The organism is Saccharopolyspora shandongensis (assembly GCF_900106995.1).
Lineage (GTDB): Bacteria > Actinomycetota > Actinomycetes > Mycobacteriales > Pseudonocardiaceae > Saccharopolyspora > Saccharopolyspora shandongensis.
Map to the genome: position 1 here is coordinate 1 of NZ_FNOK01000001.1, position 26,225 is coordinate 26,225.

The 26,225-nt window shown below is 70.2% G+C and carries 24 protein-coding genes; 11 read left to right on the forward strand and 13 right to left on the reverse strand.

Annotation, left to right across the window (positions count from 1 at the left end):
* Positions 1-519: HNH endonuclease signature motif containing protein (locus tag BLW84_RS00005; protein WP_143060819.1), on the forward strand; the 519-nt coding region annotated here is incomplete at its 5' end.
* A gap of 391 nt (positions 520-910) precedes the next feature.
* Here BLW84_RS00005 and BLW84_RS00010 read toward each other — a convergent pair.
* Complete coding sequence (locus BLW84_RS00010) at positions 911-1,336, reverse strand: hypothetical protein (RefSeq protein ID WP_093259844.1); 426 nt, start codon at positions 1,334-1,336, stop codon at positions 911-913.
* A gap of 111 nt (positions 1,337-1,447) precedes the next feature.
* On the opposite strand from BLW84_RS00010, the gene BLW84_RS00015 reads away from it, so the two are divergent.
* Positions 1,448-2,029 (forward strand): peroxidase-related enzyme, encoded by a 582-nt coding sequence (locus BLW84_RS00015; RefSeq protein WP_093259846.1) that lies wholly within the window; start codon positions 1,448-1,450, stop codon positions 2,027-2,029.
* Between the two features lie 7 nt (positions 2,030-2,036).
* Here BLW84_RS00015 and BLW84_RS00020 read toward each other — a convergent pair whose 3' ends face one another.
* Entirely contained in the window at positions 2,037-2,531 is a 495-nt protein-coding gene (locus BLW84_RS00020) for a MarR family winged helix-turn-helix transcriptional regulator (RefSeq protein ID WP_093259848.1), read from the reverse strand.
* Positions 2,532-2,616: 85 nt separating this feature from the next.
* On the opposite strand from BLW84_RS00020, the gene BLW84_RS00025 reads away from it, so the two are divergent.
* The 3 genes from BLW84_RS00025 (at position 2,617) to BLW84_RS00035 (ending at position 6,278) form a co-directional block, all read left to right on the forward strand.
* Complete coding sequence (locus BLW84_RS00025) at positions 2,617-3,351, forward strand: SDR family NAD(P)-dependent oxidoreductase (protein ID WP_093259850.1); 735 nt, start codon at positions 2,617-2,619, stop codon at positions 3,349-3,351.
* A 534-nt stretch (positions 3,352-3,885) separates the two neighbouring features.
* Entirely contained in the window at positions 3,886-4,866 is a 981-nt protein-coding gene (locus BLW84_RS00030; protein WP_245760839.1) for a tryptophan dimethylallyltransferase family protein, read from the forward strand.
* Between the two features lie 35 nt (positions 4,867-4,901).
* The gene (locus BLW84_RS00035) at positions 4,902-6,278 is read left to right on the forward strand and encodes a tryptophanase (protein WP_093259854.1); all 1,377 of its coding nucleotides are present in this window, start codon (positions 4,902-4,904) and stop codon (positions 6,276-6,278) included.
* 62 nt (positions 6,279-6,340) lie between these two features.
* On the opposite strand, the gene BLW84_RS00040 is transcribed toward BLW84_RS00035, so the two are convergent.
* The 5 genes from BLW84_RS00040 to BLW84_RS00060 all read right to left on the reverse strand — a co-directional run bounded on the left by BLW84_RS00040 (position 6,341) and on the right by BLW84_RS00060 (position 11,009).
* Positions 6,341-6,889 carry a GTP-binding protein gene (locus tag BLW84_RS00040; RefSeq protein WP_245760862.1) on the reverse strand — a complete coding sequence of 183 codons (549 nt, stop codon included), beginning with the start codon at positions 6,887-6,889 and terminating at the stop codon, positions 6,341-6,343.
* Positions 6,890-6,968: 79 nt separating this feature from the next.
* A complete protein-coding gene (locus BLW84_RS00045; RefSeq protein ID WP_093259859.1) occupies positions 6,969-7,328 on the reverse strand; it encodes a DUF742 domain-containing protein in 360 nt (119 codons plus the stop codon).
* A gap of 2 nt (positions 7,329-7,330) precedes the next feature.
* Entirely contained in the window at positions 7,331-7,747 is a 417-nt protein-coding gene (locus tag BLW84_RS00050; RefSeq protein ID WP_093259861.1) for a roadblock/LC7 domain-containing protein, read from the reverse strand.
* Positions 7,748-7,784: 37 nt separating this feature from the next.
* A complete protein-coding gene (locus BLW84_RS00055) occupies positions 7,785-10,286 on the reverse strand; it encodes a sensor histidine kinase (protein ID WP_143060820.1) in 2,502 nt (833 codons plus the stop codon).
* 519 nt (positions 10,287-10,805) lie between these two features.
* Positions 10,806-11,009, reverse strand: coding sequence for a hypothetical protein (locus tag BLW84_RS00060; protein ID WP_093259865.1), 204 nt, complete (start codon positions 11,007-11,009; stop codon positions 10,806-10,808).
* A gap of 285 nt (positions 11,010-11,294) precedes the next feature.
* Between BLW84_RS00060 and BLW84_RS00065 the strand changes: the two genes are divergently transcribed.
* A complete protein-coding gene (locus BLW84_RS00065; RefSeq protein WP_245760840.1) occupies positions 11,295-12,131 on the forward strand; it encodes a polysaccharide lyase in 837 nt (278 codons plus the stop codon).
* Between the two features lie 169 nt (positions 12,132-12,300).
* On the opposite strand, the gene BLW84_RS00070 is transcribed toward BLW84_RS00065, so the two are convergent.
* A complete protein-coding gene (locus BLW84_RS00070) occupies positions 12,301-13,440 on the reverse strand; it encodes a hypothetical protein (RefSeq protein ID WP_093259867.1) in 1,140 nt (379 codons plus the stop codon).
* A gap of 144 nt (positions 13,441-13,584) precedes the next feature.
* A complete protein-coding gene (locus tag BLW84_RS00075; RefSeq protein WP_093259869.1) occupies positions 13,585-15,078 on the reverse strand; it encodes a sodium:solute symporter family protein in 1,494 nt (497 codons plus the stop codon).
* 146 nt (positions 15,079-15,224) lie between these two features.
* On the opposite strand from BLW84_RS00075, the gene BLW84_RS00080 reads away from it, so the two are divergent.
* The 3 genes from BLW84_RS00080 (at position 15,225) to BLW84_RS00090 (ending at position 17,769) form a co-directional block, all read left to right on the forward strand.
* Entirely contained in the window at positions 15,225-16,013 is a 789-nt protein-coding gene (locus tag BLW84_RS00080) for an IclR family transcriptional regulator (protein ID WP_093259871.1), read from the forward strand.
* A 71-nt stretch (positions 16,014-16,084) separates the two neighbouring features.
* Complete coding sequence (locus BLW84_RS00085) at positions 16,085-16,831, forward strand: NAD-dependent epimerase/dehydratase family protein (protein ID WP_245760863.1); 747 nt, start codon at positions 16,085-16,087, stop codon at positions 16,829-16,831.
* A gap of 134 nt (positions 16,832-16,965) precedes the next feature.
* On the forward strand, positions 16,966-17,769 hold the full coding sequence (locus BLW84_RS00090; protein ID WP_093259873.1) for an IclR family transcriptional regulator: 804 nt from the start codon (positions 16,966-16,968) through the stop codon (positions 17,767-17,769).
* A gap of 4 nt (positions 17,770-17,773) precedes the next feature.
* Here the strand turns inward: BLW84_RS00090 and BLW84_RS00095 are convergent, their stop codons facing one another.
* From BLW84_RS00095 to BLW84_RS00105, 3 genes are all read right to left on the reverse strand, one after another.
* Positions 17,774-19,327, reverse strand: a complete 1,554-nt coding sequence (locus BLW84_RS00095; RefSeq protein ID WP_093259875.1) for a zinc-binding metallopeptidase family protein — start codon at positions 19,325-19,327, stop codon at positions 17,774-17,776.
* Positions 19,324-20,937: an amidohydrolase gene (locus tag BLW84_RS00100; RefSeq protein WP_093259877.1), complete on the reverse strand. Its 1,614-nt coding sequence runs from the start codon at positions 20,935-20,937 to the stop codon at positions 19,324-19,326. Before BLW84_RS00100 ends, BLW84_RS00095 begins: the two co-directional genes overlap by 4 nt.
* 248 nt (positions 20,938-21,185) lie before the next feature.
* Positions 21,186-22,493 (reverse strand): MFS transporter, encoded by a 1,308-nt coding sequence (locus BLW84_RS00105; protein WP_093259879.1) that lies wholly within the window; start codon positions 22,491-22,493, stop codon positions 21,186-21,188.
* A gap of 121 nt (positions 22,494-22,614) precedes the next feature.
* On the opposite strand from BLW84_RS00105, the gene BLW84_RS00110 reads away from it, so the two are divergent.
* Entirely contained in the window at positions 22,615-24,165 is a 1,551-nt protein-coding gene (locus BLW84_RS00110) for a PucR family transcriptional regulator (RefSeq protein WP_093259882.1), read from the forward strand.
* A 60-nt stretch (positions 24,166-24,225) separates the two neighbouring features.
* Positions 24,226-24,990 carry an SDR family NAD(P)-dependent oxidoreductase gene (locus BLW84_RS00115; protein ID WP_093260481.1) on the forward strand — a complete coding sequence of 255 codons (765 nt, stop codon included), beginning with the start codon at positions 24,226-24,228 and terminating at the stop codon, positions 24,988-24,990.
* A 186-nt stretch (positions 24,991-25,176) separates the two neighbouring features.
* On the opposite strand, the gene BLW84_RS00120 is transcribed toward BLW84_RS00115, so the two are convergent.
* Positions 25,177-25,836 carry a hypothetical protein gene (locus tag BLW84_RS00120; protein WP_093259884.1) on the reverse strand — a complete coding sequence of 220 codons (660 nt, stop codon included), beginning with the start codon at positions 25,834-25,836 and terminating at the stop codon, positions 25,177-25,179.
* Positions 25,837-26,225 lie beyond the last annotated feature (389 nt).

The following is a 26,225-nucleotide window of genomic DNA, read 5'->3' on the forward strand; positions in this document are numbered from 1 at the left end:
CTCAAGCGGGGCCTGGGGTTCGTCAACGAGGACGGCATGCCCGGCACGCTGAACACCGAACGTGCCATCACCGCGCAGAACGCACGCCGCATCGCCTGCGACGCCGAGGTACTGCCCATCGCCCTCGACGGCGACAGCCTCCCACTGGACGTCGGCAGGGCGAAACGCACCGCACCCACCCACATCCGCACCGCACTACTCCGACGCGACGGCGTCTGCGCGTTCCCCGGGTGTGACCGACCGCCGGGAACACCCGAAGCACACCACGTCCAGCACTGGGCCGACGGCGGCGCCACCAATCTGGACAACATGGTCATGCTCTGCGCACACCACCACCGCACACTCCACAACCAACGATGGGAGATCGCCATGTGCGATGGGAGACCCGAGTTCATTCCACCGCCCACAGTGGACCCCAAACGAACACCAAGACCAGGCGGCAGAGCACTACCCGCCCAGCACCTCGAACACCTCCGGGACCTCATCCCCGCACCACGGGGCCCGGCGGGCGATCCATGACGCCCGGATTCAGTTCAGGTCGTTGCGATTGACGCTCGAGTCCTACTAGTGCGCCGCTCGAGCCAATGACGCCGAGAACGGCAACGGATCGCCCAACAGTCCTTAACGCTCCGTAGCTCGAACATAGTGACGAGAAGATCGGAACGACATCGTGATCAATTCGAACCGCAACGCTCTTGCACGACCGACAGGCACTGTTGTCTTGACGATCTTGCCGTCCGCGCACTCCTCTTTGATCAACGGCCGGTCATTCGTCACCGCAATAGAGAAAATGATCTCCACTGTCGTCCGCGCCTGTTGTGCGGACAGCAAGCGACACCGTCGCACTGCCGAGGTTCAGGAGCTTGGGCACCGAACGCCCGAAGCCCCGATACAGCCGGGCGGGCGACGGTCAGCGACGCGGGCCGGGACGGCCACCTGCGGGGCGCTGCTGCTGCCTGGAGCCCTGGCCTGGGTTGCGTCGCGGCTGGTTGGCGACGCGCGTTGCACCGTTTCGGGCCGTACCTCCACGTGGGGCTGCCGCGCGCTGGGGCGGGGCCTGGCGCGCCGGCCTGCGGGCAGGCTCTCGGGCGGGCTCGCGGCGGCGGGGCGGTTCCGGCTCGCGGCGCGGCCGGTAGGCCTTGCGGCGGCTGTTCACCCACAGGTCGAAGCCCACCAGCACCAGTGCGCCGATCAGCAGCATCAGACCCAGCAGCGGCACTCCGATGAGCGTCGTCACCAGCGCCAGGACCAGCATCGGCACCACGGGGATCCAGACGAACCGATCGATCCGGCCCAGAACCCCCGAAGAACCGTTGCGGTCCCCATCACGTGCCATCAAGACTCTCGCTTCCACTCTTCGCCCCTGGCCGGGGAAGTCTACCGGAGCCCGTCCGACATCAGCCCCGACGCCATCGACTGCTCGCCGCCGCAGTAATACCGTGCCCGCATGGGCAAAGAGATCAGCAGGTTCGGGTCGGTGCGGTTGGCAGACCTCCCAGAGGACCTCCGGGAACGGATCGGCGCCATCGCGGAGAAGTCCGGGTTCGTGCCCAACGTGTTCCTCGCGCTCGGCCACCGGCCCGCCGAGCTCCGCGCGTTCTGCGACTACCACGACGCGCTGATGGAACGCGACTCCAGCCTGTCGAAGGCCGAACGGGAACTCGTCGTGGTCGCCACCTCGGCGGCCAACCACTGCACGTACTGCGTCGTCGCGCACGGCGCGATCCTCCGGGTGCGGGCGAAGGACGACCAGATCGCCGACTTGGTGGCCGCGAACCCGTGGGGCGCCGCGCTGAGCGATCGACAGCGGGCCATCGTCGATCTCGCGCTGTCCGTCGCGCAGGATTCGGCGAGCTTCGGCGAGCCTGAGCTGGCCGCGGCCCGCGCTGCGGGGTTGTCCGACGACGAGATCTGGGACATCGGCGCGATCACCGCGTTCTTCGCCATGTCCAACCGGCTGGCGCACCTGATGGCGCTGCGCCCGAACGACGAGTTCTTCCTGATGGGCCGCGTGCCCCGGGAGAAGTGAGCTCGCCTCAGTCCCGGCTCATCTGGGCCAGCAGGTCGCGCAACAGCCCCTCCAGCTGCCGCTGGTCGCCAGCCGGCATCCCGGCGAGCAGCTGCCGCTCCCGGCCGATCAGCACCTCGATGTTCCGCTCGATGGCCTGGTGCCCTCGCGGCGTCAGCTCCACCGTCACCGTCCGCTTGCCGGACGCCGACCGCTGCGACCGCACCAGGCCCGACTCCTCCGCCCTGGCCACGCGCTGCGTGATCGCCCCTCCGCTGACCAGGCAGTTCTCCGCGATCTCGGCCGGGCTCAGCCGGTACGGCGCCCCGGCTCGGCGCAGCGTGGCGAGCAGGTCGAGGATCGCGTTGTCGATGCCCAGCTCGGCCAGCACCCGGCGCCGCTCGTCGGTCAGCAGCTTGGCTATGCGCAGGATCCTGGCGACCACCCCGATGGAGTCCACGGGCATGCCCGGGCGTTCTCGCGCCCACTGGTCGACGATCTCGTCCACGGCGTCGCTGCTCATGAGCCCAGTCTAGATCGGTTGTCTTTAGGTCTAAAGAAGAGCTAGCATCGGGCCTATCTTTAGATCTAAAGAACTAGGAGGAAGCATGCCTCGCAATGCAGTGATCACCGGCGGTGGGACCGGGATCGGCCGCGCCGTCGCCTCCCGCCTGGTGGCCGCCGGCGATCAGGTCGTGCTACTCGGGCGGCGCCCCGAGAAGCTGGCCGACGCGGTCGCCGACCTCGGCCCCGACTCCCGGGCGGTGCCGGTCGACGCCACCGATCCGGCCGCCCTGCAGGCCGCGCTGGGCGAGCTCCCCGAGCGGGTCGACGTGCTGATCAACGCCGCCGGCGGGAACACCGATCTCGTCGACGGCGCCCCGGCCGCGGACGACCTCAAGGCCGTTCGTGACTCGTGGTCCGCCAACTTCGAGGCGAACGTGCTCAGCGCCGTGCTGGTCACGCACGCCCTGCTGCCCCGGCTCGCCGACGATGCCCGCATCGTCAACCTGGGCTCCGTCACCGCGCGATCCGGGCAGGGCAGCTACGGCGCCGTCAAGGCCACACTGGAGCCCTGGACGTCCGAACTGGCCTTCCAGCTCGGCTCCCGCGGCATCACCGCCAACGTCGTCTCCCCCGGCCCGACCGAAGGCACCGACTTCTTCCGCGGCGGCGACTTCCCCGCCGCGCGCCGGGAGTTCGTCTCCTCGCGGTCCGCCGACGGCCGGCTCGGCCGCGTCGAGGAGGTCGCCGCGCTCATCGCGTTCCTGGCCTCGGCCGAGGCCTCGCACATCACCGGTCAGGTCCTGCACGTCAGCGGCGGCATGCACCTCGGCCGGTGACGCCGGCCTCCCCGGCGGGCCGGCCACCCGCCGGGGCGGACCCGGAATCCGGCCGGTGTCATCGTCGAGGTAGTCGACATTGTCGTCAGTCCATTGTTGACCCGGCCAACCAACCGGCCGTAAACATAATCTTCCGGGACAGTCAAGTCGCGATGAACTTCGAAATAGTTACCGGCCGTGATTAACAAGATCTCCAATTGAAGTCTCTAGCAGTTTCAATCCGCTTAGTGAACCTTCGTTTCATTACAAGTTGATCTCGGAGATGTGTCCACGAGCTGCCGTAACGCTCCGTATTTGCGCTGAGTTCCGTCCGGCGGATTAAGAGATGCGAAAGATCACGCCGCGAGGGGTGGCGAGTCCGGAACGGGCGTATTATCGTGACCGGCCGTCACTTGAATCCGACTTGTCTTATCACGAAGTACACGGATCGGGGTTCCAATGCGCGCTGTCGGTGCCACACTGGGTGAAGTAGCCAGATACCAGTTACAGAACCTCTGTCGCACGGTCGGCATCGACGCGACCGAACCCGTCCGCTTGCTCGGCGACGTCCTCTCTGCCGCCAACTCCAGGCCGCTGTCCCAGCCTCCCCTGTGGCCGTCCGATGTGGCCGACGACAACACCCCCGTCGAGTTCTCCGTCCAGTTCGAGGACAACGGCGCGCGGCACCTCCGCATCCTCGCCGAGACCATCCCCGCCGCCCCCGGGCCTGCCGCCAACCTGCAGGCCGCCCGCGACCTGATCGACACCCTGGCCGACCGGTACGAGCTGTCCCTGGACCGGCTCCGCTCCGTCCAGGACCTCTTCTCCAGCGCCGAGCCGCAGGGCAAGTTCTCGTGGTGGTTCTCGCTGATCTTCACCGCCGAGGGCGCGCCGAAGTTCAAGGTGTACTTCAACCCCGAGGTGTGCGGCGCGGAGTCGGCTCCGCACCTGGTGGAGGAGGCGTTCGCCCGCCTCGGGCTGCCCGAGGCCTACTCGACGATCAACAAGTTCGCGCTGCGGCGCGGCGAGCTCGACCGCCTGACGTTCTTCGCCGTCGACCTCGACCACAGCCCGCAGTCGCGGGTGAAGCTCTACATCAGCCAGCACGACGCGCGGCCCACCGATGCCGAGTTCGCCGCCTCCGCCGTGCCCTGCATCGATCCCGCTCTGGTGCGCGACCTGTGCTCGGTGCTCGCCCCCGGCACCGAGGTCTTCTCCGGGCGACCGCTGATCTCCAGCTACTCCTTCGTCGAAGGAGACCAGGAGAAGCCCAGCAACTACAGTCTCTACCTGCCGATCCGCGACTACGTGCCCAACGACGCCGTCGCGCGGGAACGGGTGCAGCAGCACCTCCGCATGCACCACATCGACCCGACCGTGGTCGACGAGGTGATCGACGCGGTCACGGATCGGCGGCTGGAGGACGATGCGGGCCTGCTCGCGCACGTGTCGCTCCGGCTGAGCCCGAACCGGACCGGGACCACCGTGTACGTCTCCTCGGAGGCCTACGGCGGGACGCCCCGGCAGGACCGGTAACCCACTCCGAGAATCCACTTAGGAGCAACGCCAACATGCCGCACCTCCGCCCATTCGTCGCCGCCGTCGTGCGGCCGATCCCGATCACCACTCGGGAACAGCGGATCCAAGAACTGGACCGCGCCGGGCACAACCCGTTCAACATCCAGGCCGACCGGGTCAGCATCGACCTGCTGTCCGACTCCGGCACCGGGGCGGTGTCGATCGACCAGCAGGCCTGGGCGCAGCGGGCGGACGAGCGGTACGCGGGTGCGGAGTCGTACTACCGGTTCCGCGAATCGGTGCGCGACATCGTGCCGTACCGGCACGTGATGCCGGTGCACCAGGGCCGGGCCGCCGAGCGAGTGCTGTTCACCGCGCTGCTCGGCCCCGGCAAGATCAGCCTCAGCAACACCCACTTCGACACCACCCGGGCCAACGTGGAGCGGCTGGGCGCCGCGGCCTGGGACCTGCCCTGCCCGGAGGCGCAGGACCTCGACGCCGACCTGCCGTTCAAGGGCAACATCGACGTCGAGGCGGTTCGCAACGTCCTCGCCGGACCGGACGGCCACCGCGTCGGGCAGATCCTGGTCACCATCACCAACAACGGCGGCGGCGGGCAGCCGGTGTCGATGGCCAACCTGGAGGCGATCAGCGCGGTCGCCCGCGCGCACGGCGTGCCGCTGATCCTCGACGCCGCCCGCTTCGCCGAGAACGCCTGGCTGGTCACCCAGCGGGAACCCGGCTACGAGCAGTGGAGCCCGCGGGCCGTGGCGCGGCGCGCGTTCGAGCTCGCCGACGGCGCGGTGGCGAGCCTGAAGAAGGACGGCCTGTCACCGGAAGGCGCGTTCATCGGCCTGCACGACACCGAGCTGGCCGACCGGTGCGAGGTCGACATCATCGCCACCGAGGGCTTCCGCACCTACGGCGGCCTCACCGGCCACACCCTGGAGCAGCTCGCCCAGGGCCTGCGCGAGGTGCTGGACCCGCACTACCTCGCCGACCGCGAGCGGGAGGCCGCGTTCCTGGCCGACCGCGCGCGCGAAGCCGGGGTGGACACGGTGCGCCCGTCCGGCCTGCACGGCATCTACCTCAACGCGGGGCGCCTGCTGCCGCACCTGCAGCCGCAGCACTTCCCCGGCCACTCGCTGGCCTGCGCGCTGTACCGGGAGGGCGGGATCCGCGCCGCCGAGCTGGGTTCGCTGTACCTCGGCGAGCTGGACTCGAACAACGAGCTGGTCACCCCGGCGCCGTTCGAACTCGTCCGGCTGGCGCTGCCGCGCCGCGTCTACGACCACAGCCACCTGGAGTACGTGGCCGAAATCCTGGCCGCGATCGCCAAGAACCCCGAGCGGGTGCCGGGCTACCGGATCAGCCACGCGCCGCAGGTGCTGCGGCACTTCCGCTGCCGCACCGAACCGATCGCGGTCTGAAACACCGAAAAAAGGGGCGTGGCCGGGAAGATCCCGGCCACGCCCCTTTTTCGCCGCACACCTCAGCCGACGTCCGCCGGCGCCCGGTCGATCGCGTGGCGCACCAGCGTGATCAGCGCGTTCTTCGCGAGCTCGCGGTCGCGGGCGTCGCAGATCACGATCGGCACCTCCGATGGGATGACCAGCGCCTCGCGCACCTCCTCCGGCTCGTAGTGGTACGCGTCGTCGAAGATGTTGACCGCCACCACGAACGGGATGCCGCGCCGCTCGAAGAAGTCCACCGAGGCGAACGCCTCTTCCAGCTTCCGGGTGTCGACCAGCACGACGGCGCCGACCGCACCGAGCGCCAGGTCGTTCCACAGTGGCCAGAACCGGTTCTGGCCCGGCGCGCCGAACAGGTACAGCACGATCTCTTCCGAGATGGTGATGCGCCCGAAGTCCAGCGCGACCGTGGTGGTCTCCTTGCGCTCGACGCCGGTGAGGTCGTCGACGCCTTCGCTGGCGACGGTCATCTCCTCTTCGGTGGTCAGCGGCGGAATCTCGCTCACCGCACCGACGAGGGTCGTCTTCCCCACCCCGAAACCGCCCGCGACGACCAGCTTCACGGGAATCGGCGCCGCGGTGGACTCGCCGCCGCGGTCGGACGACGAGCCGCCGTCTCTGTTCTGGGGTGACCGGCCTCCGGCCAATCTAGAGTCTGCAAAGCCCACGGTAAACCTGCTCCAAGATGTCTCGGCTGACTTCTGTACGAGGCGAGCGCACGAAGACGGCGCCATGGTCGAGCAGGTCGCCGCACAGGACCCGGACCACGCCCAGCGGCTGGGTCAGCATGACGCTCAGCTCCGCCAGCGACACCGGACGCATGCACGCGTCCAGGATCAGCCGGTGCTCGGGGGCCAGCTCCAGCCTCGGTGCCTCCGGACGCGGCTCGGCGGTGATCACCTGCGTCGCCGTGTCGAGCCGCGTGTGCTTGCCGGGGGTGCGACCGCGCGTGATCGTGTACGGGCGGACTATCGGGCCCGCCTCATCGTCATACCACGCCTCGTCCACGGTCAGAACCTTTCCGCCGCCACGCCGCGAATTTCCCGCGGAGCGGCCGACAAGAAGGTGCCGACCCGGGTGATCAGCCGGCCCATCTCGTAGGCCACCAGCTCGATGTCCGCCTCGGACGCGCTGAGCACGGCCAGGCAGGCGCCGTTACCGGCGGCGGAGATGAACAGGAAGCCGCGCTCCATCTCGACGTGCGTCTGCGACACCACGCCACGGCCGAAGTCCTTGCTGACGCCCTTGCCGATGCTGCGCATGCTCGACGAAGCGGCCGCCAGCTTGTCGGCGGAGTCGCGGTCCAGCCCGGCCGACTTGGCGATCACCAAGCCGTCGTTGGACAACACCACGGCGTGGTCCGCGCCGTGCACGCCCTGCACGAAGTCGTCCAGCAACCAACTCAGTTTCGAAGCTGTTTCGGTCATGCCCACCTCACACACACTTGCTTTTTGTCTGGTCTGCTCACGAGCGGTCGTCGGGCGTGTCGCCGAAGCCGCCTCGGAACGCCCGCCGGAAGCCCGCCAGCTTGCTCGGAGAGGCGACGATGGCCTGCTCCTCCTGGTCCGGGTCGTCCCGCAGCCCATCCGCGAGGTGGGTCTGCGGCACGCGCTTGGGCAGCGGCGGACGGCCACCCGCGGCCCGCCGCCGTTCCGACGAAGGCATCGGTGCCGGGGCCGGGGCCGGCTCCGGCGGCAGGGGCTCGAACTGCGTCATGGCTGGGTTCGCTTGCGGGATCGGCTCCGACGCGGGCCACTCGTAAGTGGTTTCAGCCGGTTTCGGCTCCGGTGCCGATTGCGCTTGGGTGGGCTGGTCGGTCATGACACCATTCCAGCTCAACTCTCGCGGCCGCGGCACCACCGCCGGTTCGGCGAGTTGGTGTTTGCCGCCACTGTTGATGTGGCCTGCGCCACTCCCGTTGCCGTTCATCGCGGCGCTGACGCCGTTGCTGACCGGCGGGAACGCGCCGCCGCCGTTGCTCGTGGTGACCGACGTGTCGGCCTCCAGGATGCGGTCCGGGAACAGCACCGTGGCGCGGGTTCCGCCGTAGGCCGAGATGCCGAACTCCACGGCGATCTCGCGGCGGTGCGCCAGTCGCGCGGCGGTGAACAGGCCCAGCTGCTCGGCCTTGTTGTTCTCCAGCACCAGCCGGTCGAACTCCGGCGGCTCGGACATCATCGAGTTGGCCCGGTCGCGGGTCGACGGGTCCATGCCGAGGCCCTGGTCCGCGATGTCGACGGCGACGCCGCGCGCCACCGCGGTGGCGTCCACGTGCACCTGGGTGTTCGGCGGCGAGAACGCGGTCGCGTTGTCGATCAGCTCGGAGATCAGGTGAATCGCGTCGCCGACGGCGGAGCCGTTGACCATCACCTCCGGGACGTGCCCGATGACCACGCGCGAGTACTGGTCGATCTCGGAGACCGACGAGCGCAGCACGTCCATCAGCGCGACCGGCCGGCTCCACCGGCGGCCCGGCTGCTGGTCACCGAGGACCAGCAGGTTCTCGACCGTGCGCCGGGCGCGGGTGGTCGAGTTGTCCAGGTCGAACAGCTTCGCCAGCTGTGCGGAGTTCTCCTCGTTGCGCTCCAGCTGGTCGATGGTGCCGTGCATGTGCCGCAGCAGCCGCTGGATTCGGTGCGCCATGCCGACGAACACCACACGCGCGCCCTGCCGGGCCCGGGTTTCACCGACGGCCGCGTGGACCGCTTCCTCCTGGAACAGCTGGATGGCTTGCGCCACCTGGCCGACCTCGTCGCTGCCGTAGTGCGCCAGCGGGACCATCTCGGTTTCCACGTTGACGGACTCGCCGTCGCGCAGTCGGCGCACGACGTCGGGCAGCTTCTCGGCCATCGCCAGCGACTCGGTGCGCAGGTCCTGCAGCCGGGTCAGCAGCGCCTCGTCGACGACCGTGCGGTAGACGCGGCGGGCGAAGATGAACGACACGACCGCGACGGCGAGGGCGGCGAGGCTGCCCCACAGCACGTTCCACAGCGTGTCCGTACCGCTGGCGACACCGCCCTGCGAAACCTCGTCGGCCTGCTTGAACACCAGGCTGGACATGCCGGCACCGACGTCGTTGGTGATGCGCTGCCAGTCGTCCAGCCGCACCGGCGGGTTACCGCCCTTGAACGAGCCTCCGGCGATGATCCGGTTCTCGGCGTCGACCAGCTGCTTCCAGGACGGGCTTTCGACCAGCCGCTGGTAGTCGGCCCGCACGCTGGGCAGGATGCTGTCGGCGTTCACCGCCATCGTCGTGTGGTGGGCGTCGATGTAGTTCACCAGCAGGCGGTACTGGTCGGGCGTCAGCTCATTGGCGGTCAGCGCGGTGCCGACCAGCGCCGCCTCCCGGGAGAACATGTCGGAGGCCCGGAACAGCGAGGTCGCGGCGAGACCGCCCTGCAGCGTTTCGGGGTCCGGCACGATCCGGGACTGGACGTCGAACAGCCTGGTGGCGGTGTCGAAGAGCCCGTTGTAGAACCCGTTGACCTCGTTGGCCGGGACCTGGCCGCTGGAGATCCGGGAGCGGAGGTCGGGCAGCCGCTCGAAGTAGCCGGTCAGCTCGCGCATCGGCTGCTGGACTTCCAGCGGGGCCGAGTCGACGACCGACTTGGCCTCCACCTGCAAGGCAGCCAGCGCCTCGTCGGTTTCCTTCTGCTGCGCAGCGAGTTCGGCATTGCCGATGCCGGGCCGCGTGATCACTTCGAGGCTGCGCAGGCGTTCCCGCTGCACGTGGTCCAGGGCCGTCACCGCGGGCAGCGACATCTGCCGGACGCTGGCGGCGACCTGCTGGGTGTAGATGGCCTCGAAGGCGAACAGCGAGCAGCCGACGACCCAGAGGACGCCGACGACGACCCACGGGATGGCGACCGCCCACGTGAGCCGGGAGCGGATCGAGGTGTCGGAGCGTTTCGCCCGGCGTCTCCTCGCTTCTCCAGGGGGTGCGAAAGACTCGTTTTGGGTTGTCACTTCCAAGCACTTTCCATCGTTTGTCCTCGCCCGCGCCCGGGCGAGCCGATCTGAACGTCGTGCGGACGCGTTTCATGACGCAGTGGTGTCGGCGGGGCGCTCCTCTCCACTTCCACGTCCGTGTCCCCCTGGTGCGAACGCACTGTATCGGATCAAGATCACTCGATCGAGATCGGAGCCACGCGTTCTAGTCGTTATTCCGGGCACATCGCGTACAGATCGTGAAAGTTCACCGAACCGGCCCTTTTCTGTAACCGGATCGGTGCTCTACGGACGCGAAGGGCGGCCCCGGGCCGCACCCGGGACCGCCAGCGAAGCAGCCGGTCAGCCGATCGGCTCCACGTCGGAGAAGCCCGCCCCGGCGTTGACCACCGTGTGTCCCGGTAGACCTCGTTGCGCCGGTCGCCGCACCGCTTGTCGTGCGGCAGCGGGCCCCAGCCGGTTGTCCAGCGCCTGGTTGCGGTCGCTGCGGTCCGGCTGCCCGGGCGTGTCACCGTACTTGTCCCAGTTGCTCTCCGCCTAGCCGAAGTAGACGCCCTCGCCGAACTGCGGCTGCTCGGTGCCGGTGTCGTGGACGAACGAGCGCTGGATGACGTTGTCGGAGCTGGTGGCCCGGAAGTACACGCCCTCGTCGCGGGTGTTGCGCACCTGACGGTCCCGGCCGCGAGGGCCGGCCCGGCCGTGACCGCCGAAATCCGCCGCAGTCCGCTGGTCGACATCCATCCTCCTGGGGGCTGGGAATCGACGTCGGAACCGGCCGTGCGGCGGGGCTGGCGGCGGTCGGCCCACTGCCGGGAAAACCGGCCGACGCCGAATACGATGGCGCAGCGCGGAAAAATCGCCAATGCCGCGATCACATTCTTGAACAGCATCGGAAATTCGGGGCGGAAACCGTTTCCGGGCTTGACCGATCGCCCGTTTCTGGTGTCTGCTTTCCAATTGCCGGGATTCTCCCGGCAGGCCGTACCGCCGCCCGGTCGACATCGAATCGGATGCGAGGTGTACGACGTGAGAAAACGACGTGCTTTCCGGCGGATGAGCGGTCTCGCCGGGTTGTCGCTGGCGGCAGTGCTGGCGCTGGCCGCCCTGCCCGCGGCCGCGGCTCCCGGCGCCGATGCGCCGGCGGCCGAGCCCTGGACCGGCGGATTCGCCGATTTCCCCGGCGATTCCTGGAAGCAGCAGTGGGGTTTCGTCACCGAGGGCGACTGGGGCTTCGACCGGATGCAGCCGCAGGGCGAGGAGCTCGACGTGTTCTACGGCAAGGGCTCGTCCGCGCCGTCGTGCGGTGACTGCCCGAGCGAAGGCGGCGGGCAGTTCTACACCGACTTCCGCTCGATCGGCCGCGACGACCTGGCCGACGCCGCGGTCCTGAACCTCAGCTACCAGGTGCGATTCCCCGAGGACTGGGACTTCGGCGAACGCGGCGGGAAGCTGCCCGGCCTCTACGGCGGGCCGCCCGGCCAGGCCAGCGGCGGCCAGCACGGCGACGCGTGGTCGACCCGGTACATGTGGCGGATCCGCAGCGACGAGCCGAAGGCAACGGTGTACGTCTACGACCCGTCGCAGGGCGACGGCTACGGCAAGGACGTCGGACTGGGCTCGTGGGCGTGGCAGGCCGACGGGCAGTGGCACACCGTGGAGCAGTCGGTGGACCGCAACAGTGGCACCATCGCGATCCGGTACGACGGCCAGGAGGTGCTGCGCGAGCAGGGCATCCAGGACGTCGCCGGAATCCCGTTCTCGGGAATCTTCTTCTCCACGTTCTTCGGCGGTCACGACACTTCTTGGGGTCCGAGCCGGGATGTGCACGCGCAGTTCCGCGATTTCCGGGTGAGCGCGGGCTGATTCGCAATTCGCGCGGCAATTCCGGAATGCGCGAAACGGGGGCTCGTTCCCGCCGCCAGGTGTCGGACGAGCCCCCGGTCGCGTGCACCGGCCACCGGGACGTCGACGACGGCGCCGCCGGACACCGCCACCCCGTCCTGGGCCGGGCACCGTGGTTGCTCCTCCCGGCTCACGTCGGCCGGCCGTGGGCCTGCTCGACGGCGCGGCGCAGGTCCGGCCAGCGGGCGGGCCCGGCCAGCCCGAGGTGGTAGAGGTGCAGTTCGGTGGCGCCCGCCCGCCCCAGCTCCCGGACGTACCCGGCGATGTCGGGCACTTCGGGCCCGGCCGCCGTCACGTAGGCACCGACGTCCGCTGTGGCCGGTATCGAGCCGGCCGCGGCGGCAACGGTCGCAACGGTCGCCGCGCCGGGCACCCAGCAGGGCAGCACGACGGCGTCGACGTCGTGGGCGGCCTGCGGGGTGAGCCCCGGCAGCGCTCCCGTCACCCACGGATCGATCGCGCCGTGCAGCACCACGCGGCGGTCGCCGCCGATCGCCTTGAGCACATCCTGCCGCAGCTGGTCGGTCGCCCGCTGCCGGGTCGACAGCAACGCCGCGCGGAGCTCGTCGGGCAGCCGGTCCTCGGTGGCGGTGAGGTCGCCTTCGGCGATGAGCCGCCGGACCTCCTCCCGCAGCAACGCGCGGGCGGCCTCCGGCAGCACGTCGTGCTCGGCCCAACCTGCGGCGCACGCGGCACAGCAGCACACCGAGAGCAGCCGGGCCGCAGCGGGCGACCACACCGCGTCGGTCTTCTCGTGCTGGTGCTGGTGGATCGCGCCGAGCTGCCCGCACGCCTCCAGCACGACGGAACGGACATCCAGCTCTGTTAAGGATTCCGCGGTCAGCCGGGCGGCGAACGCGCGCACCTCCTCCTGCGCCGGGCACAACGCCCAGGGATAGGTCTCCCCGAAGCAGTTCTGCACCGCGAACTCGGGGAACTTCGTGCCCAGCAAGGAGTTGTGCGTCAGCACCAGCCACGCGGCGGCCGGGATCCCGGCCGCCGCCAGCGCGCGGATCGCGTCTCCGGCGCTGTCGGCGGAATCGACCCAGTCGGCGGGCGCGGGCCGCAACTCGCCCCACCCGTCGCGGATCGGCCGGTAGAGCGCCGCGTGCCGGGCGGTGACGCTGGCGCCCTGCTTCGACCACGGCGTCGCGGCCCGCGTGCTGTGGTAGGACACCGCGACCGCGACCTCGTCGACGCCGAGATCCCGCACCCGGTCGGCGAATTCCGGCCCCACGTCCCACGGGTAGCCGTAACCCGTCACGTGCACGTCAGCCCACCTCCGCCAGCGCGTCCAGGTGGTCGGCGTAGGCGTCGAGGTCGAGCTCCAGGTCGGCGGTGAACGTCGTCAGCGGAAAGGCCAGCAAACCTTCCAGGGACATGCGCGGGCTCGCTTTCTGTTGCGGTGGCCGGGTCATCGAGGGGTCGCCGGTGCGGCCGCGGGCGACTCCTGGTCCAGGGCTTCGAGCATCTCGTCGACCTGCTCGGTGCGCTCCGAGGCGACCAGGCCCAGACCGACGTACAGCGCCAGCGACACCAGGATCGGGGTGGCGACGGTGGCGGTGGGTCCGGCGTCGAGGCCGTAGTAGAGGACGCCGTAGGTGAGCAGCCCGCCGGCCCAGGACGCGATGGCCGCCCGCGAGCCGCACCGCCGGAACCACGGGAGCATGCCCAGCAGCAGCGGCACCGAGATCGGGCCCATCAGCGCGGCGACCCAGGAGACCACGATGGACAGCACGCCGCCGAGGTGCTCCGCCTGGGTGGCCACGACCATGCTCAGCGCGATGAAGCCGAAGGTGGCGATGCGGCCGGTGCGCAGCCGCTGGAACTCGTCGAACCCGCGCGCCTTCCGCCACAGCACCGGCAGCATGTCGCGGGTGATCACCGAGGAGATCGCGTTGGCGTCCGAGGCGACCATGGCCATGGTGTGGGAGAACATCCCGGCCAGCACCAGCCCGATCATGCCCGGCGGCAGCAGCGCCTGGGTCATCGCCGCGTACGAGGTGGTCGGGTCGGCGAGGTCCGGCACGAACAGCGGCGCGGCGAACATCGGGAACATCAGCACCAGCGGCCAGACCAGGTACAGCGCGGCGGAGAGCACCGCGCCGCGCCGGGCGGCGCGGGAGTCGGGCGCGGCCATGTAGCGCTGCGCCAGGTTCCACATCCCGCCGTTGTACTCCAGCGTCTTCACCAGCACGTACACCAGCAGGAACACCGTGGTGTACTGCCCGGTGACCGGCGACGTGCGCCCCGCGGGCAGCCGGTCCCAGAGCGTCCACAGCCCGGAGACGCCGCCGAGTTCGGCCAGCACCGCCCAGATCATCACGATCCCGGCCGCCGCCTGGATGACGAACTGGCCGAAGTCGGTCAGCGCGTCGGCCCACAGCCCGCCGGCCGTGCAGTAGAGCAGGGTGACGGTGCCGGTGATGACGATGCCCCAGATCAGCGGCAGCCCGGCGAAGGAGTGCAGCAGCACCGCCACCGCGAACCACTTGGCCGCGACGTCGAAGACCTTCAGCGACGAGCCGCTCCAGGCCAGCACCTGCTGGGTGGGGATGTTGTAGCGGCGGGCCAGGAATTCCAGCGGCGACGCCACGCCGAAGCGGGCGCGCAGCCGGTTCCAGCGGGCCGCGAACAGCCACGCCCCGATGGCCACGCCGATGCCGATGCTGGCGAATCCCCAGAAGTAGACCGTGATGCCGTCGGTGTAGGCCACGCCCGCGTAGGCGACGAACAGCACGGCGCTGTAGCCGGACATGTGGTGCGAGATCCCGGCGAGCCACCACGGCATCCGGCCGCCGGCGATGAAGAAGTCCTTGTCTGTTTTGACCCTGCGGTGCGACCACCAGCCGATAGCCAGCATCAGGCCGAAGTAGCCGCACACCGTTGTCCAGTCGAGAGCATGCACTGGGCCGATCCCTCCGGCGTTCACATACTTGAATGGATACTGGGTTTGTGAATTTATTCGACTATCGGAAATCTGCCGGAGGACGCTAGTATGACCGCGATCACATGTCAACCGGCGCCTGAGCGCCGCCCGGGGAGGAGGTCGACATGCCGGCCCGCATCGCCACCGCCACGGATTCGGCCGGGGTGAAGTCGGCGCGACGCACCATCGAGCTGCTGGAAACCTTCGCCGGGCACGAATCCTGGCTGTCGCTGGCCGAACTGCACGCCCGCACCGGCATCCCGCGCTCCAGCCTCCACGGCCTGCTGCGCACCCTGCTGGAAACCGGCTGGCTGCAGGCCGACCGCACGGAAACCCGCTACCGGCTCGGCATCCGCACGCTGATCTGCGGCACCGCCTACCTCGACCGCGACCCGGTGGTGCCCTACGCGACCGAGGCGATGGAGCAGGTGCGCGAGCAGACCGGGTTCACCACGCACTACGCGCGCCGCAACGGCAACGAGGTCGTCTACCTGGAAAGCCGGGAGTCCCGGCGCTCGGTGCACCTGATCTCCCGCGTCGGCCGCACGCTGCCCGCGCACGCCACCGCCCTGGGCAAGGCACTGCTGGCGGAGCTGACCCGCGACGAGGTCGCCGCGCTCTGCGCCGGCCCGCTGCCCGCGCTCACCCCGAACACCGTCGTCGAACTCCCCACCCTGCACGCGGAATGCGCGTTAATCCGCGATCGCGGCTTCGCCGCGGAACTGGAGGAGGGCACCGCGGGGATCCGCTGCGTGGCCGCCGTGGTGCCCTACCGCATCCCCGGCACCGACGCGATGAGCTGCTCGATGCCCACCGACCAGGCCACCGACGCCGACGTCCGGCACGCCGCCGAGCTGCTGGTGCGCACCACCGTCGAACTCGGCCAGCGCCTGCGCCGGGCCGGAATCCGCTGAACGCAGAAGGGAAAGCCACGTTGCAGCAACGCATTCTGATCACCGGCGCGGCCGGGGTCGTCGGCACCATCATGCGGTCCCGGCTGCGCCGCGAGGGCCGCGTCCTGCGGCTGCTCGACCGCGCGCCGCTGCCGCCCGCGGAGCCCGGCGAAGCCGTCGAGGCGGTCACCGGGACGCTGACCGACCCGGACGTGATGGCCGCCGCCTGCGAAGGCGTCGACGCGATCGTGCACCTCGGCGGCCACAGCCGGGAGAACTCGTGGGCGGAGACGCTCGCGGTCAACATCGACGGCACGCACACCGTGCTGGAAGCCGCCCGGAAAGCCGGTGTCGGCCGGGTGATCCTGGCCTCCAGCAACCACGCCGCCGGGTTCCGCCTGGTCGCCGACGCCGGGCCGGACGGCCTGCCCGCGGATTCGCCCGCGCGGCCGGACACCTACTACGGGGTGAGCAAGGCCGCGATCGAGGCGCTGGGCAGCCTGTACCACTCCCGGTTCGGCATCGACGTGATCTGCATCCGCATCGGCAACTGCTTCGAGCGCCCGGCGGACGTGCGCGCCCTGTCGCTGTGGCTCTCCCCCGACGACGCGGGGCGCCTCTTCGAGGCGTGCCTCGGCCACCCGTCGCCGGGCTACCGCGTGATCTGGGGCGTCTCGGCCAACACCCGCGGGGTCTGCTCCCTGGCCGAGGCGGAGGAACTGGGCTACCGCCCGCAGGACGACTCGGAGCAGTTCGCCGCGGAGGCCACTCCGTCCGACGCTTCGGCCCGCTACCTGGGCGGCCCATTCACCACCGCTGCCCTCGGCGAGCCGAACTGACCGCAGTTTCAATTGAAACTGTCATCCTCCGTGCACCGGAACCGGCCGACTGCGTGAACAGTATTCATGTATGCGAACAGATCGTTCGGCTGGCTAGGATCGTGGCACTGCCGTCTGCGAAGGAGGAGGCCGCGATGCCTCAGCCGGCCGATGTTTCCAGCACGGCGGGCGGTACCGACGCCGCCGGCGTGAAGTCCGCCCGCCGCGCGATCGACCTGGTCGAGACCTTTGCCGCCCAACCGTCCTGGCTGTCGCTGTCCGATCTGCACGTCCAGACCGGATTCCCGCGCTCCAGCCTGCACGGGCTGCTGCGCACCCTGCTCGACGCGGGCTGGCTGGAGGCGGATTCCAGCAACACCCGGTACCGGCTCGGCGTCCGCGCGCTGATCTGCGGCACGGCCTACCTCGACCGCGACCCGGCGATCCGCTACGCCACCGAAGCGCTGGAGGAGCTGCGCGAGCAGACGGGCTTCACCACGCATTACGCCCGCCTGATCGGAAACCAGGTGATCTACCTGGAAACCCGCGAGTCGGCGAACTCGACGTACCTGACGTCCAAGATCGGCCGCACGCTGCCCGCGCACGCCACCGCCCTGGGCAAGGCGCTGCTCGCGGAGCTGACCCACGAGGAGGTGGCCGAGCTCCTCCCCGACCCGCTCCCCGCGCTCACGCCGAACACCCTGGTGTCGCTGGACGACGTCCTCGACGCGTGCGCGACGGCGCAGGAACGCGGCTATGCGGCGGAAATCGAGGAGGGCACGCCCGGCATCCGCTGCGTGGCGGCGGTGGTGCCGTACCGGATCCCGGGCACGGACGCGATCAGCTGCTCGATGCCGATCGAGCAGACGACGGACGCGAAAGCGCGGAAGGTGGGCGAGCTCCTGGTGAAGGTCACCGCGCAGCTCGCCCAACGCCTCCGCCGCGAAGGCATCCGCTGAGCCTTCAGGCGCCCTGCCAGCCCGAGCCGCGGGCGGTCGTCACGTACTCCGGCCACGGGTAGTCGTGCGGCGCCTCGAAGTCCTTGGGCAGCAGCGCTTCCGGGGCGTCCGCGCTGCGTTCGTCGAACTCCGCCTTGGCCGCCGCCAGGACCTCCGGACTGCGGGCCAGGTCCAGGAGCGTTCCGGCGATCGTCTTGGCCGCGCAGATGATCGTCGGGTCGATGGTGGCCGGGATGCCGCCGAGGGCGTTCATCGCCCAGCTCGGCGTGGGGCGGCCGTCGATCGGGGCCAGCGCCGGGCGAGCGATGTAGAGGCGGGCCGTCGGGGCGTAGTGGGTCATCTCGACGTAGTCGTCGGACGTCCAGTTCCGTTGCGCGGGCGGGATGTTCTCGCGCAGCAGGCGTTCCGCCTCGGCCGGCTCGATCAGCTGGGCGCACTCGGCGAGCAGCGGGTTCTCGGTCGGCTCCACGCCGAGCGAGCGCTGTACCTCGCGCGCCACCTCGACCGCCTCCGGGCCGTACGCCGGCGGCCCGACCTGCGCCAGGTTCCGGTAGGTCACCTCCGCCATCGCGTGGTTGGCCAGGCCCGGCCGGTTCCGCGACACCCAGCGGGTTTCGAGGCTGCAGTGCGCCGTGCGGGCCGCGGCCTCCGCGTTCGCGTCGAGCACCCGCAGCACCTGCTCGGCCGTGGCGATGTCCGGGCAGCGCCAGGAGTACTGGATCTGGGCGATCCCCGCCGGGAGGTTGTCCGCGGTGGCGTTGCCCGCGCTCAGGATCGCCTCGGACAGCGACCAGCCGCCGAACGCCGGGGCCATCGAGTCCTGTGTGGACTTCGTCAGCGAGTACATCGTCATCAGCGCGGCGTTCGCGCCGGGCGCGCGGGCCGCCGAGTGGGACGCCGGGATCGGGCTGCCCGGATCGGCGACGCCCCAGGTTTCCGGTTCGTCGCAGCGGAAGCTGTAGATGCGGCTGTAGTACGCGCCGCAGTGCGTGTCCCACCGGACCGTGTTGCACAGCGGCAGCATGTAGAACGGGTGGAAGCTGATGATCGCGTCCACGTCGTCGTAGTAGCCGCGCAGCCCGTGCACGACCTTGGAGCCCTGCACCTTCTCCGCCGGTTCTCCGGTGTAGCGGATCGTGCCGCCGATCCCGTTGCGCTGCATCGCTTCCTTCGCCGCCAGGACGGCTCCCAGGGTGCTGATGCCCAACGCCGAGTGCGGGTCGGTGTGCCCAGGCGCGTGCGGGCTGACGCCGGACCGCGGCCCGGGGCGCGGCGTGCCGGCTTGGCAGTTGCCCGGCACCGCGTCGTACTCGGCGTAGGTCAGCAGTGTCGGGCCGGGGCCGTTGCTCCAGGTCGCGGAGAACGCCGTGGGCATTCCGCCGCTGCCTTCCTCGACCTCGAAGCCCTCGCTCCGCAGCAGGTCCACGTACCAGGCCGCCGAGCGGTACTCCCGCCACGCGGGCTCGGCCAGCTCCCAGATCCGGCCGTGCCACTCGGACAACCGGGACCGGTTGCGGTCCACCCAATTCCACGCGGCCGTTTTCGCGGTGTCGCTCATGCCCGGTACGCCACCTCTCCGTCGAGGATCGTGCAGTGCGCGTCGACCTTCCGCAGGTCCTCGTCCGCCGTGGTGCGCAGGTCGTGGTCGAGCACCACGAGGTCGGCGAGCTTGCCCGGCGCGAGCGAACCGAGCCGGTCCTCCATCCGCAGGGCGTAGGCGGCGTCGAGGGTGTGCGCGCGCAGCGCCTCGTCCAGGCTCATCGCCTGCGCGGCGCCGATCTCACCGCCCTCCCGGGTGCGGCGGCACACCGCGTTGGCGATGGTCTCCATCGGACGCAGGCTGGAGACGAACGAATCGCTGGAGAGCACCGGCACCACGCCGGCGTCCAGCTCCTCCCGGATGGGCTGCAGCCGGTGCGCGCGCTCGGGGCCGAGGCGGCGCACGAAGTCGGTGCCGCTGTCGTAGAGGAAGTTCGGCTGGTTCACCGCCACCGCGCCGAGATCGGCGAGCATCCGCACCTGCTCCCGGGTCGGGTAGCCGCAGTGTTCGATGCGCGGCCGCGGGTCGTCGCCGGCCACCCGCACGGCCTCGACGAGCCCGTCGATGGTGTTCTGCATCGCGAGGTCGCCCTGCGTGTGCACCGCGACCTGCCAGCCCGCCTCCGACGCCCGGCGCAGCAGGTCGGTGAGCTGCTCCGGCTGCCAGTACGAGCTGCCGGTGAACTCGCCGCGCTCCCCGTACGGCTCGCGGAACAGCGCGGTGCCGCCGAGCAGGCTGCCGTCGGAGTAGAACTTCATCGCCCCGAGCCGCAGCCAGTCGTCGCCGAACGGGCCCGCGAGGCCGAGCGCGGTGAGCCCGTCGAGCTGGTGCGACAGCGGCATGCAGACGGTGCGCAGCGGCAGCGCGCCCGCGGCCTTCGCCGCCCGGTAGACCAGCATCTCGCGCCGCGACACCTGCGGGTCGCACACCGTGGTGACGCCGGCGGACAGGTAGCTGTCGCGGGCGTCGGCGAGCCAGCCGAGCAGCTGCTCGTGCGGCAGGTCGGTGTGGAAGTTGGGGCCGTGGCAGCCGATGTCGGCGGCCAGCGGCAGCAGCAGCTCCATCGCGGTGTCCAGCACCATCCCGGTCAGCCGGCCGCCCTCGTCGCGGACGAACGCGCCGCCCGCCGGGTCGGCCACGTCGGTGGCGATGCCGCGCCACTTCAGCGCGGCGCTGTTGACGACCGCCTGGTGGCCGGAGACGTGGTAGATGATCACCGGGTGCTCGCCGGTCGCCTCGTCCAGCTGGGCCCGGGTGACCCGGCCCTCCGGGTACTTCGCGTCGTCCATGCCGAACGCCCGGATCCACTGGCCCGCCGGGGCGCTCGCGGCAGCCTTCGCGATAGCCGCCACCAGGTCGGCCGCGCTGGACACCCCGGGGCTGCGCACGTTCACCGCGGCCAGCGACTCCGCGGTGGACAGCAGGTGGTTGTGCGGGTCGATGAACCCGGGCACCACGGTCCGGCCGCCGGCGTCTAACTCGACCGCGCCGGGACCCGCCGCGGCGCGGACCTCGGATTCCGCGCCGCAGAGCAGGATCTTGCCGTCGCGGATGGCAACGGCCTCCGCGCGCGGCCGGCGCTCGTCCACGGTGCGGACGTCGGCGTGCGTGATGACCAAAGTGGACACGGCTGACCTTTCGAATCGTTCGGAAGAGACCCGTTTTCGAGCTTGAATTGAATCTTTGGCCTTGAAGCGGCGCAGCCGCTTAGCCCACCTACGACGCTTGCACCGCCGCGGGTTCTCAGACGTCGCCTGGCGAGGACAGCCCCGATGCCGCGTATTGGACATACGTAAGTCGGGGCTCCCACAGACCAGGCGGCGTCTGAGGTTCCGCCACCCGCACCGCCACGCAAAACGAGCCTGGAAACAGGCCGTCAGGCGCGCTGGGCGATGGCGGCGGGTTCGTCGTCGACCTGCTTCGCCTTGGCCGTGCAGGCGATCGCGACCAGGCACATCGCCACCAGCAGCACCACCACCGGGATCGGCGTGCCGAACGCCGCCAGCAGCGCGGTGCAGGCGATCGGCGCCAGGCCGCCGAAGATCGCCCCGGCGATCTGGTACGACAGCGAGATGCCGGTGTAGCGGACGCGTGGCTCGAACATCTCCGCCATGATCTTGGGCAGCGGGCCGTAGGTGCCGGACATGCCGAGACGCATCACCAGCAGCAGCACGACGATCAGCGCGACGTTCCCGCTGGGCACCACCAGGAACTGCGGCGCGGCCAGCACGGCCACCGCGATCAGCCCGCCGATCACGATCCGCCGGGCGCCGACGCGGTCGCCGAACCAGGAGGTGATCAGCGTCGCGACGATCTCCAGGAACGCCGCCGCGCTCAGCGCGTTGAGCATCACCGTCTCGGACACGCCGATCTCCGGCGTGGTGGCGTAGGCGAGCAGGAACGTCGTGACGATGTAGTAGCCGCCGACGGCGACCGGCAGCGCGCCGATGCCCATCAGCACCGACCGCCACGAGGTCCGCAGCACCTCCTTGACCGGCGCCTCGTTCGAGGTGTCCTGTTCCCGCAGGGCCTCGGCGAACACCGGGGACTCCTCCACCCGCAGCCGGATCACCAGCCCCACCAGCACCAGCACCGCCGACGCGAGGAACGGGATCCGCCACGCCCAGCTCAGCAGCGCCTCCTCACCGAAGGCCGACACGATGCTGAACGCGCCGGTGGCCAGCAGCGCCCCGGCGGAGTTGCCGATCTGCGGGAAGGAACCGAAGAAGGTCTTGCGGTGCTCCGGTGCGTGCTCGACCGCGATCAGCGCCGCGCCGCCCCACTCGCCGCCGACCGCGAGGCCCTGGATGAACCGCAGCACCACGAGCGCGATCGGCGCGAACGGCCCGATGGTGTCGTAGGTGGGCATCAGGCCCACCAGGAACGTCACCGAGCCCATGATCAACAGTGTGGTGACCAGCGCGGACTTGCGGCCGACCCGGTCACCGAAGTGCCCGAACACGATGCCGCCGAGCGGCCGGGCGAAGAACCCGACGGCCAGCACCGCGAACGAGGCCATCATGCCCACGAACGGGTCGGCGTCGGTCGGGAAGAACAGCTTGCCGAGAACCAGCGAGGCTGCCGTGGCGTAGACGTAGAAGTCGTACCACTCGATGGTCGTGCCCACGAACGATGCGAACGCGGCCCGGACGGCCATTCGCGGTGAAGCGGTCGAATCGCTCATGAAGTCCTCCGTCGGCGCTGGGAGCGAGTGCAGCGACTGTAGGACCGCGGGAGGAAAAACACCCTGGGCGAACCGTACACTTTCGCCGTCTGAGTTGGGCGATTCGCACAAGGGTTGATCTATGGCGCTGCGGATGGCGGATGTGCTGGGCCTGCCGGGACTCGACCTGCGCCTGCTGGCCGGGGCGGGCGGGCTGCATCGGGAGGTGCGCTGGGCGCACGTCATCGAGCTGACCGACCCGGTGCCGTGGCTGCGCGGCGCCGAGCTCGTGCTGACCGTCGGGCTCGGCCTGCCGGACGACCCGCGGGGCCAGCGCGACTACGTGCGGCGGCTGGCCGACGCGGGGTGCGCGGGCCTCGGCTTCCCGCCCGGCGAGATCCGCACGGAACTGCCGCCCGCGGTCCTGGAGGCCGCCGACGAATGCGACTTCCCGGTGGTGGCGGCCATCGAGAGCACGCCGTTCATCGCGATCACCGAGGCCGTCGCCCAGTGGTACGCCGACCACCGATCCCACCAGGAGCGGCAGGCGCTCAAGGCGCAGGACGCGATGGCGCGGGCGGCGCTGCGCTCCGGGCCCGCCGGGATCGTGCGCGAGCTCGCCGCCGGCACCGGCGGCGAGGTGCTGCTGCTCGACTCGGCCGGTCACATGCGCGCGGCGGAGCCGCCGGAGCGTCGCGACTGGCACGAGGCGGTGCGCGCGGCCGTGCGGCGCGACACGCGCGGAGCGCTCGGAACGACCTTCGGCGACCGGGAGATCCACGTGGCGAGCACCGGCATCTCGGGCAGCCCGAGCGGCTGGCTCGCGGTGGCGTCCGCGCCGCCGGTCGCCGCGCACGTGCGGATCCTCGCCAACCACGCGGCCAACCTCGTCGGCGTCGGCGTCGAAGGCGTTCGCTCGGCGCGCGCGAAGACCCACCAGCAGCGCGCCGCGATCTTCGCCGCCGCGCTGGAGGAGAACTCGGCGACGCTCTGGGACCGGCTGGAGGACGCCTGTCCCCTGCCGCCCCCGCCCTACGAAGTGGTGGCGCTGCGCGCCGAGGGCGCCGAGCCGCCGAAGCTGGCGCGCATCGTGCTGGACACCCTCGCCGAGGTCATCGACGACACGTCGCTGGAGGAACGGCTGGTGGTCTGCCCGCTGCCGGAAGCGCTGGTCGCCGTCCTCCCCGACGCGAACCCCAAGGCCGGCCGAGCGCTGGCCGAGCGGCTGAACGCGCGGGCCGGGCAGGTTCGCGCGGGCGCAGCGACCGCCCGGGACCGAACCGAGCTGCCCGCGACGATCTTCCGTGCCACGACTGCGCTTTCCCGCGCCGAAGGCACCTACCGGCACGCCGACGAGCTCGCCGCTAGCGCCCTGTTCCAAGGGGTCTTCGACGGACCGGCGGTGGAACGCTTCGTCGACTCGGCTCTGGAACCGCTGCGCCGCCAGGACGAGCGCCGCCGGACGGGAACCCCGAGCCTCGTGGAATGCGTGCGGACGTTCCTGGACGAGGGCCAGAACCTGGAGGCGGCGGCGCGAAAGCTCGACATCCACCGCAACACGCTGCGCTCCCGCCTGCGCACCGCCGAGCGCGTCACGAACCGCTCCCTCGACCAACCCCAGGACCGCCTGGAACTCTGGCTCGCGACCACTCTGGAGCGTCCGGACACAACGGCCGATTACCGCCAGACCTGATCCGCTTTCGCCGGAAGTATTGCGTTCGTCCGAGAAAACGGCGAAATGATCGAGGAAGCGATGAACACGGCACGTTTCGAGTCCAAAGTGGTCGTGGTGACCGGGGCGACCTCCGGGATCGGCGAAGCGACGAGCCGGCGGCTGGCCGCCGAAGGCGCGGCGGTGGTCCTGGGCGCGCGGAGCAAGGACGTCGGCGAGCAGCTGGCCGCCGACATCCGCGGCGCCGGGGGCCGGGCGCTGTTCGTGCCCACCGATGTGACGGTGGAGAGCGAGGTCGCGGCGCTGGTTCGCGCGGCCATGGACGAGTTCGGCCGGCTGGACGGCGCGTTCAACAACGCGGGCGCGGTCAACGCTTTCGGCGCGGTGCAGGACATCGACGACAACAGCTGGCGCGCGGAGATCGACCTCAACCTGAGTGGCGTGTTCTACGGGCTGAAGCACCAGGTTCCGGCGATCCTCTCGTCCGGTGGCGGCGCGATCGTCAACAACGCATCGAACCTGGGCGTGGTCGGCATGGGCAGCGTTTCGCCTTACACCGCGGCGAAGCACGGCGTTGTGGGCCTGACCAAGGCGGTCGCGCTGGAGAACGCCGCGCAGGGCATCCGCGTCAACGCGATCGCCTCCGGCGCGGTGGACACCCCGGCGTTTCGCAGCACCATGGGCGCGACTCCGGAAGGGGAAGCGCAGATCGTTGGTCTGCACCCGATCGGCCGGGTCTCCAAGCCCGAGGAGATCGCAGCGTTCGTCGCGTTCCTGCTCAGCGACGAGGCCAGCTTCATCACGGGTGCCAACCTGTCGATCGACGGCGGTTTCACCGCGCAGTGAGCTGCCTGCCGCGGTCGGCGGCGGCCCCCCGCGCCGCCGACCGCGGTCGTCATTCCGACTTGCGCAACCGGTGCTACCTTGCCAATCCCGTTCTCAACCATGCGGATCATCATCAGCGCCAAGCGGCCCGAAACACCCCACGCGCGCCGCCCCATCCCCGATCGAGTAAACCGACACGGGTGCCTCTCACTTGTTGAACAGCACCGAGCGGATCAGGTTCCAGAGCTCGAAGAGGACCATCAGGTCGACGATCGCCAGCGTCAGGTGGGCTCGGACCCAGTTGCGGCGGTCGTTCTCCTTGAGGAGTTTGAAGGTCCGGATGCTCTGGATCACGCTGCGCGGTGCGCAGGATGCGAGACCGACCAGTGCTCCGACCGTAGCCAGGTCGCTGATCAGGCTCGTTACCTTGACTCCCGCCGCTTCCGCTCGGCCGGCGACCATCAGGGCCAGGAACGTTCCGGTCAGGGTGCAGATCGCGGTTCGCGACAGCATCAGTTCGACCAGCTGGCCGGTGGAGCGAAGCTTCGAGGTCGGCCGGACGCGGGACGCGCCGAGCCACTGCGTGGCGCACAGGCCGCGCAGGATCAGCCAGATCGAGGCGAGACCGACCGCGAGCGCGCCGGTTTGGGCCCACGCCGGTGCCTGGTCCCGCGACCACGTCAGCCAGATTTCGGGCTTGATGACGGCAAAGCAGCCGAACGCCAGGACAAGAACGAGCCATGGCGGCTTCGGGTTGGACGAACGCTCTTCGGAAACCTCGTCAGGCTCCGGGATCGGCCGGGCCGGAGCTGTGGCCGTCCGGCCGAGAGGGCCGCGCTTCTGCTTCTTCCGCTTGTTGTTCGCCACGTGCCCCGCTGTCCACCGGCCCCCGATCGTTCCGGCGACCGAACCTACCAGTCGTGAGTGCTTGTTCCGGTAAGAACCGGAACGAACACTCACGACCACCGGGCGGCGGTCAGGGGCGCGACAGGAAGCAGACCGATGGGGCAGACTGCGGGGCTTGGCAGCCTCGTAGAGACCGTGACCGGCCGAGGTACCGGCCGCCGCGCACCGCTGCCGATCCTCAGTCCCACAGGACGGATTACATCACTCCTGACGTTGTGTCTCCACCGGAGCGAACCGGGTCGCTATCCCAGCCGCCGGGAGGGAGCCGTATATACTGAGAGCAGTCTCTGAATCGAATGAGCCTGATGATAAGGATGGCAAGCCGACGGATCGGTGACTTCGCTGGCGAC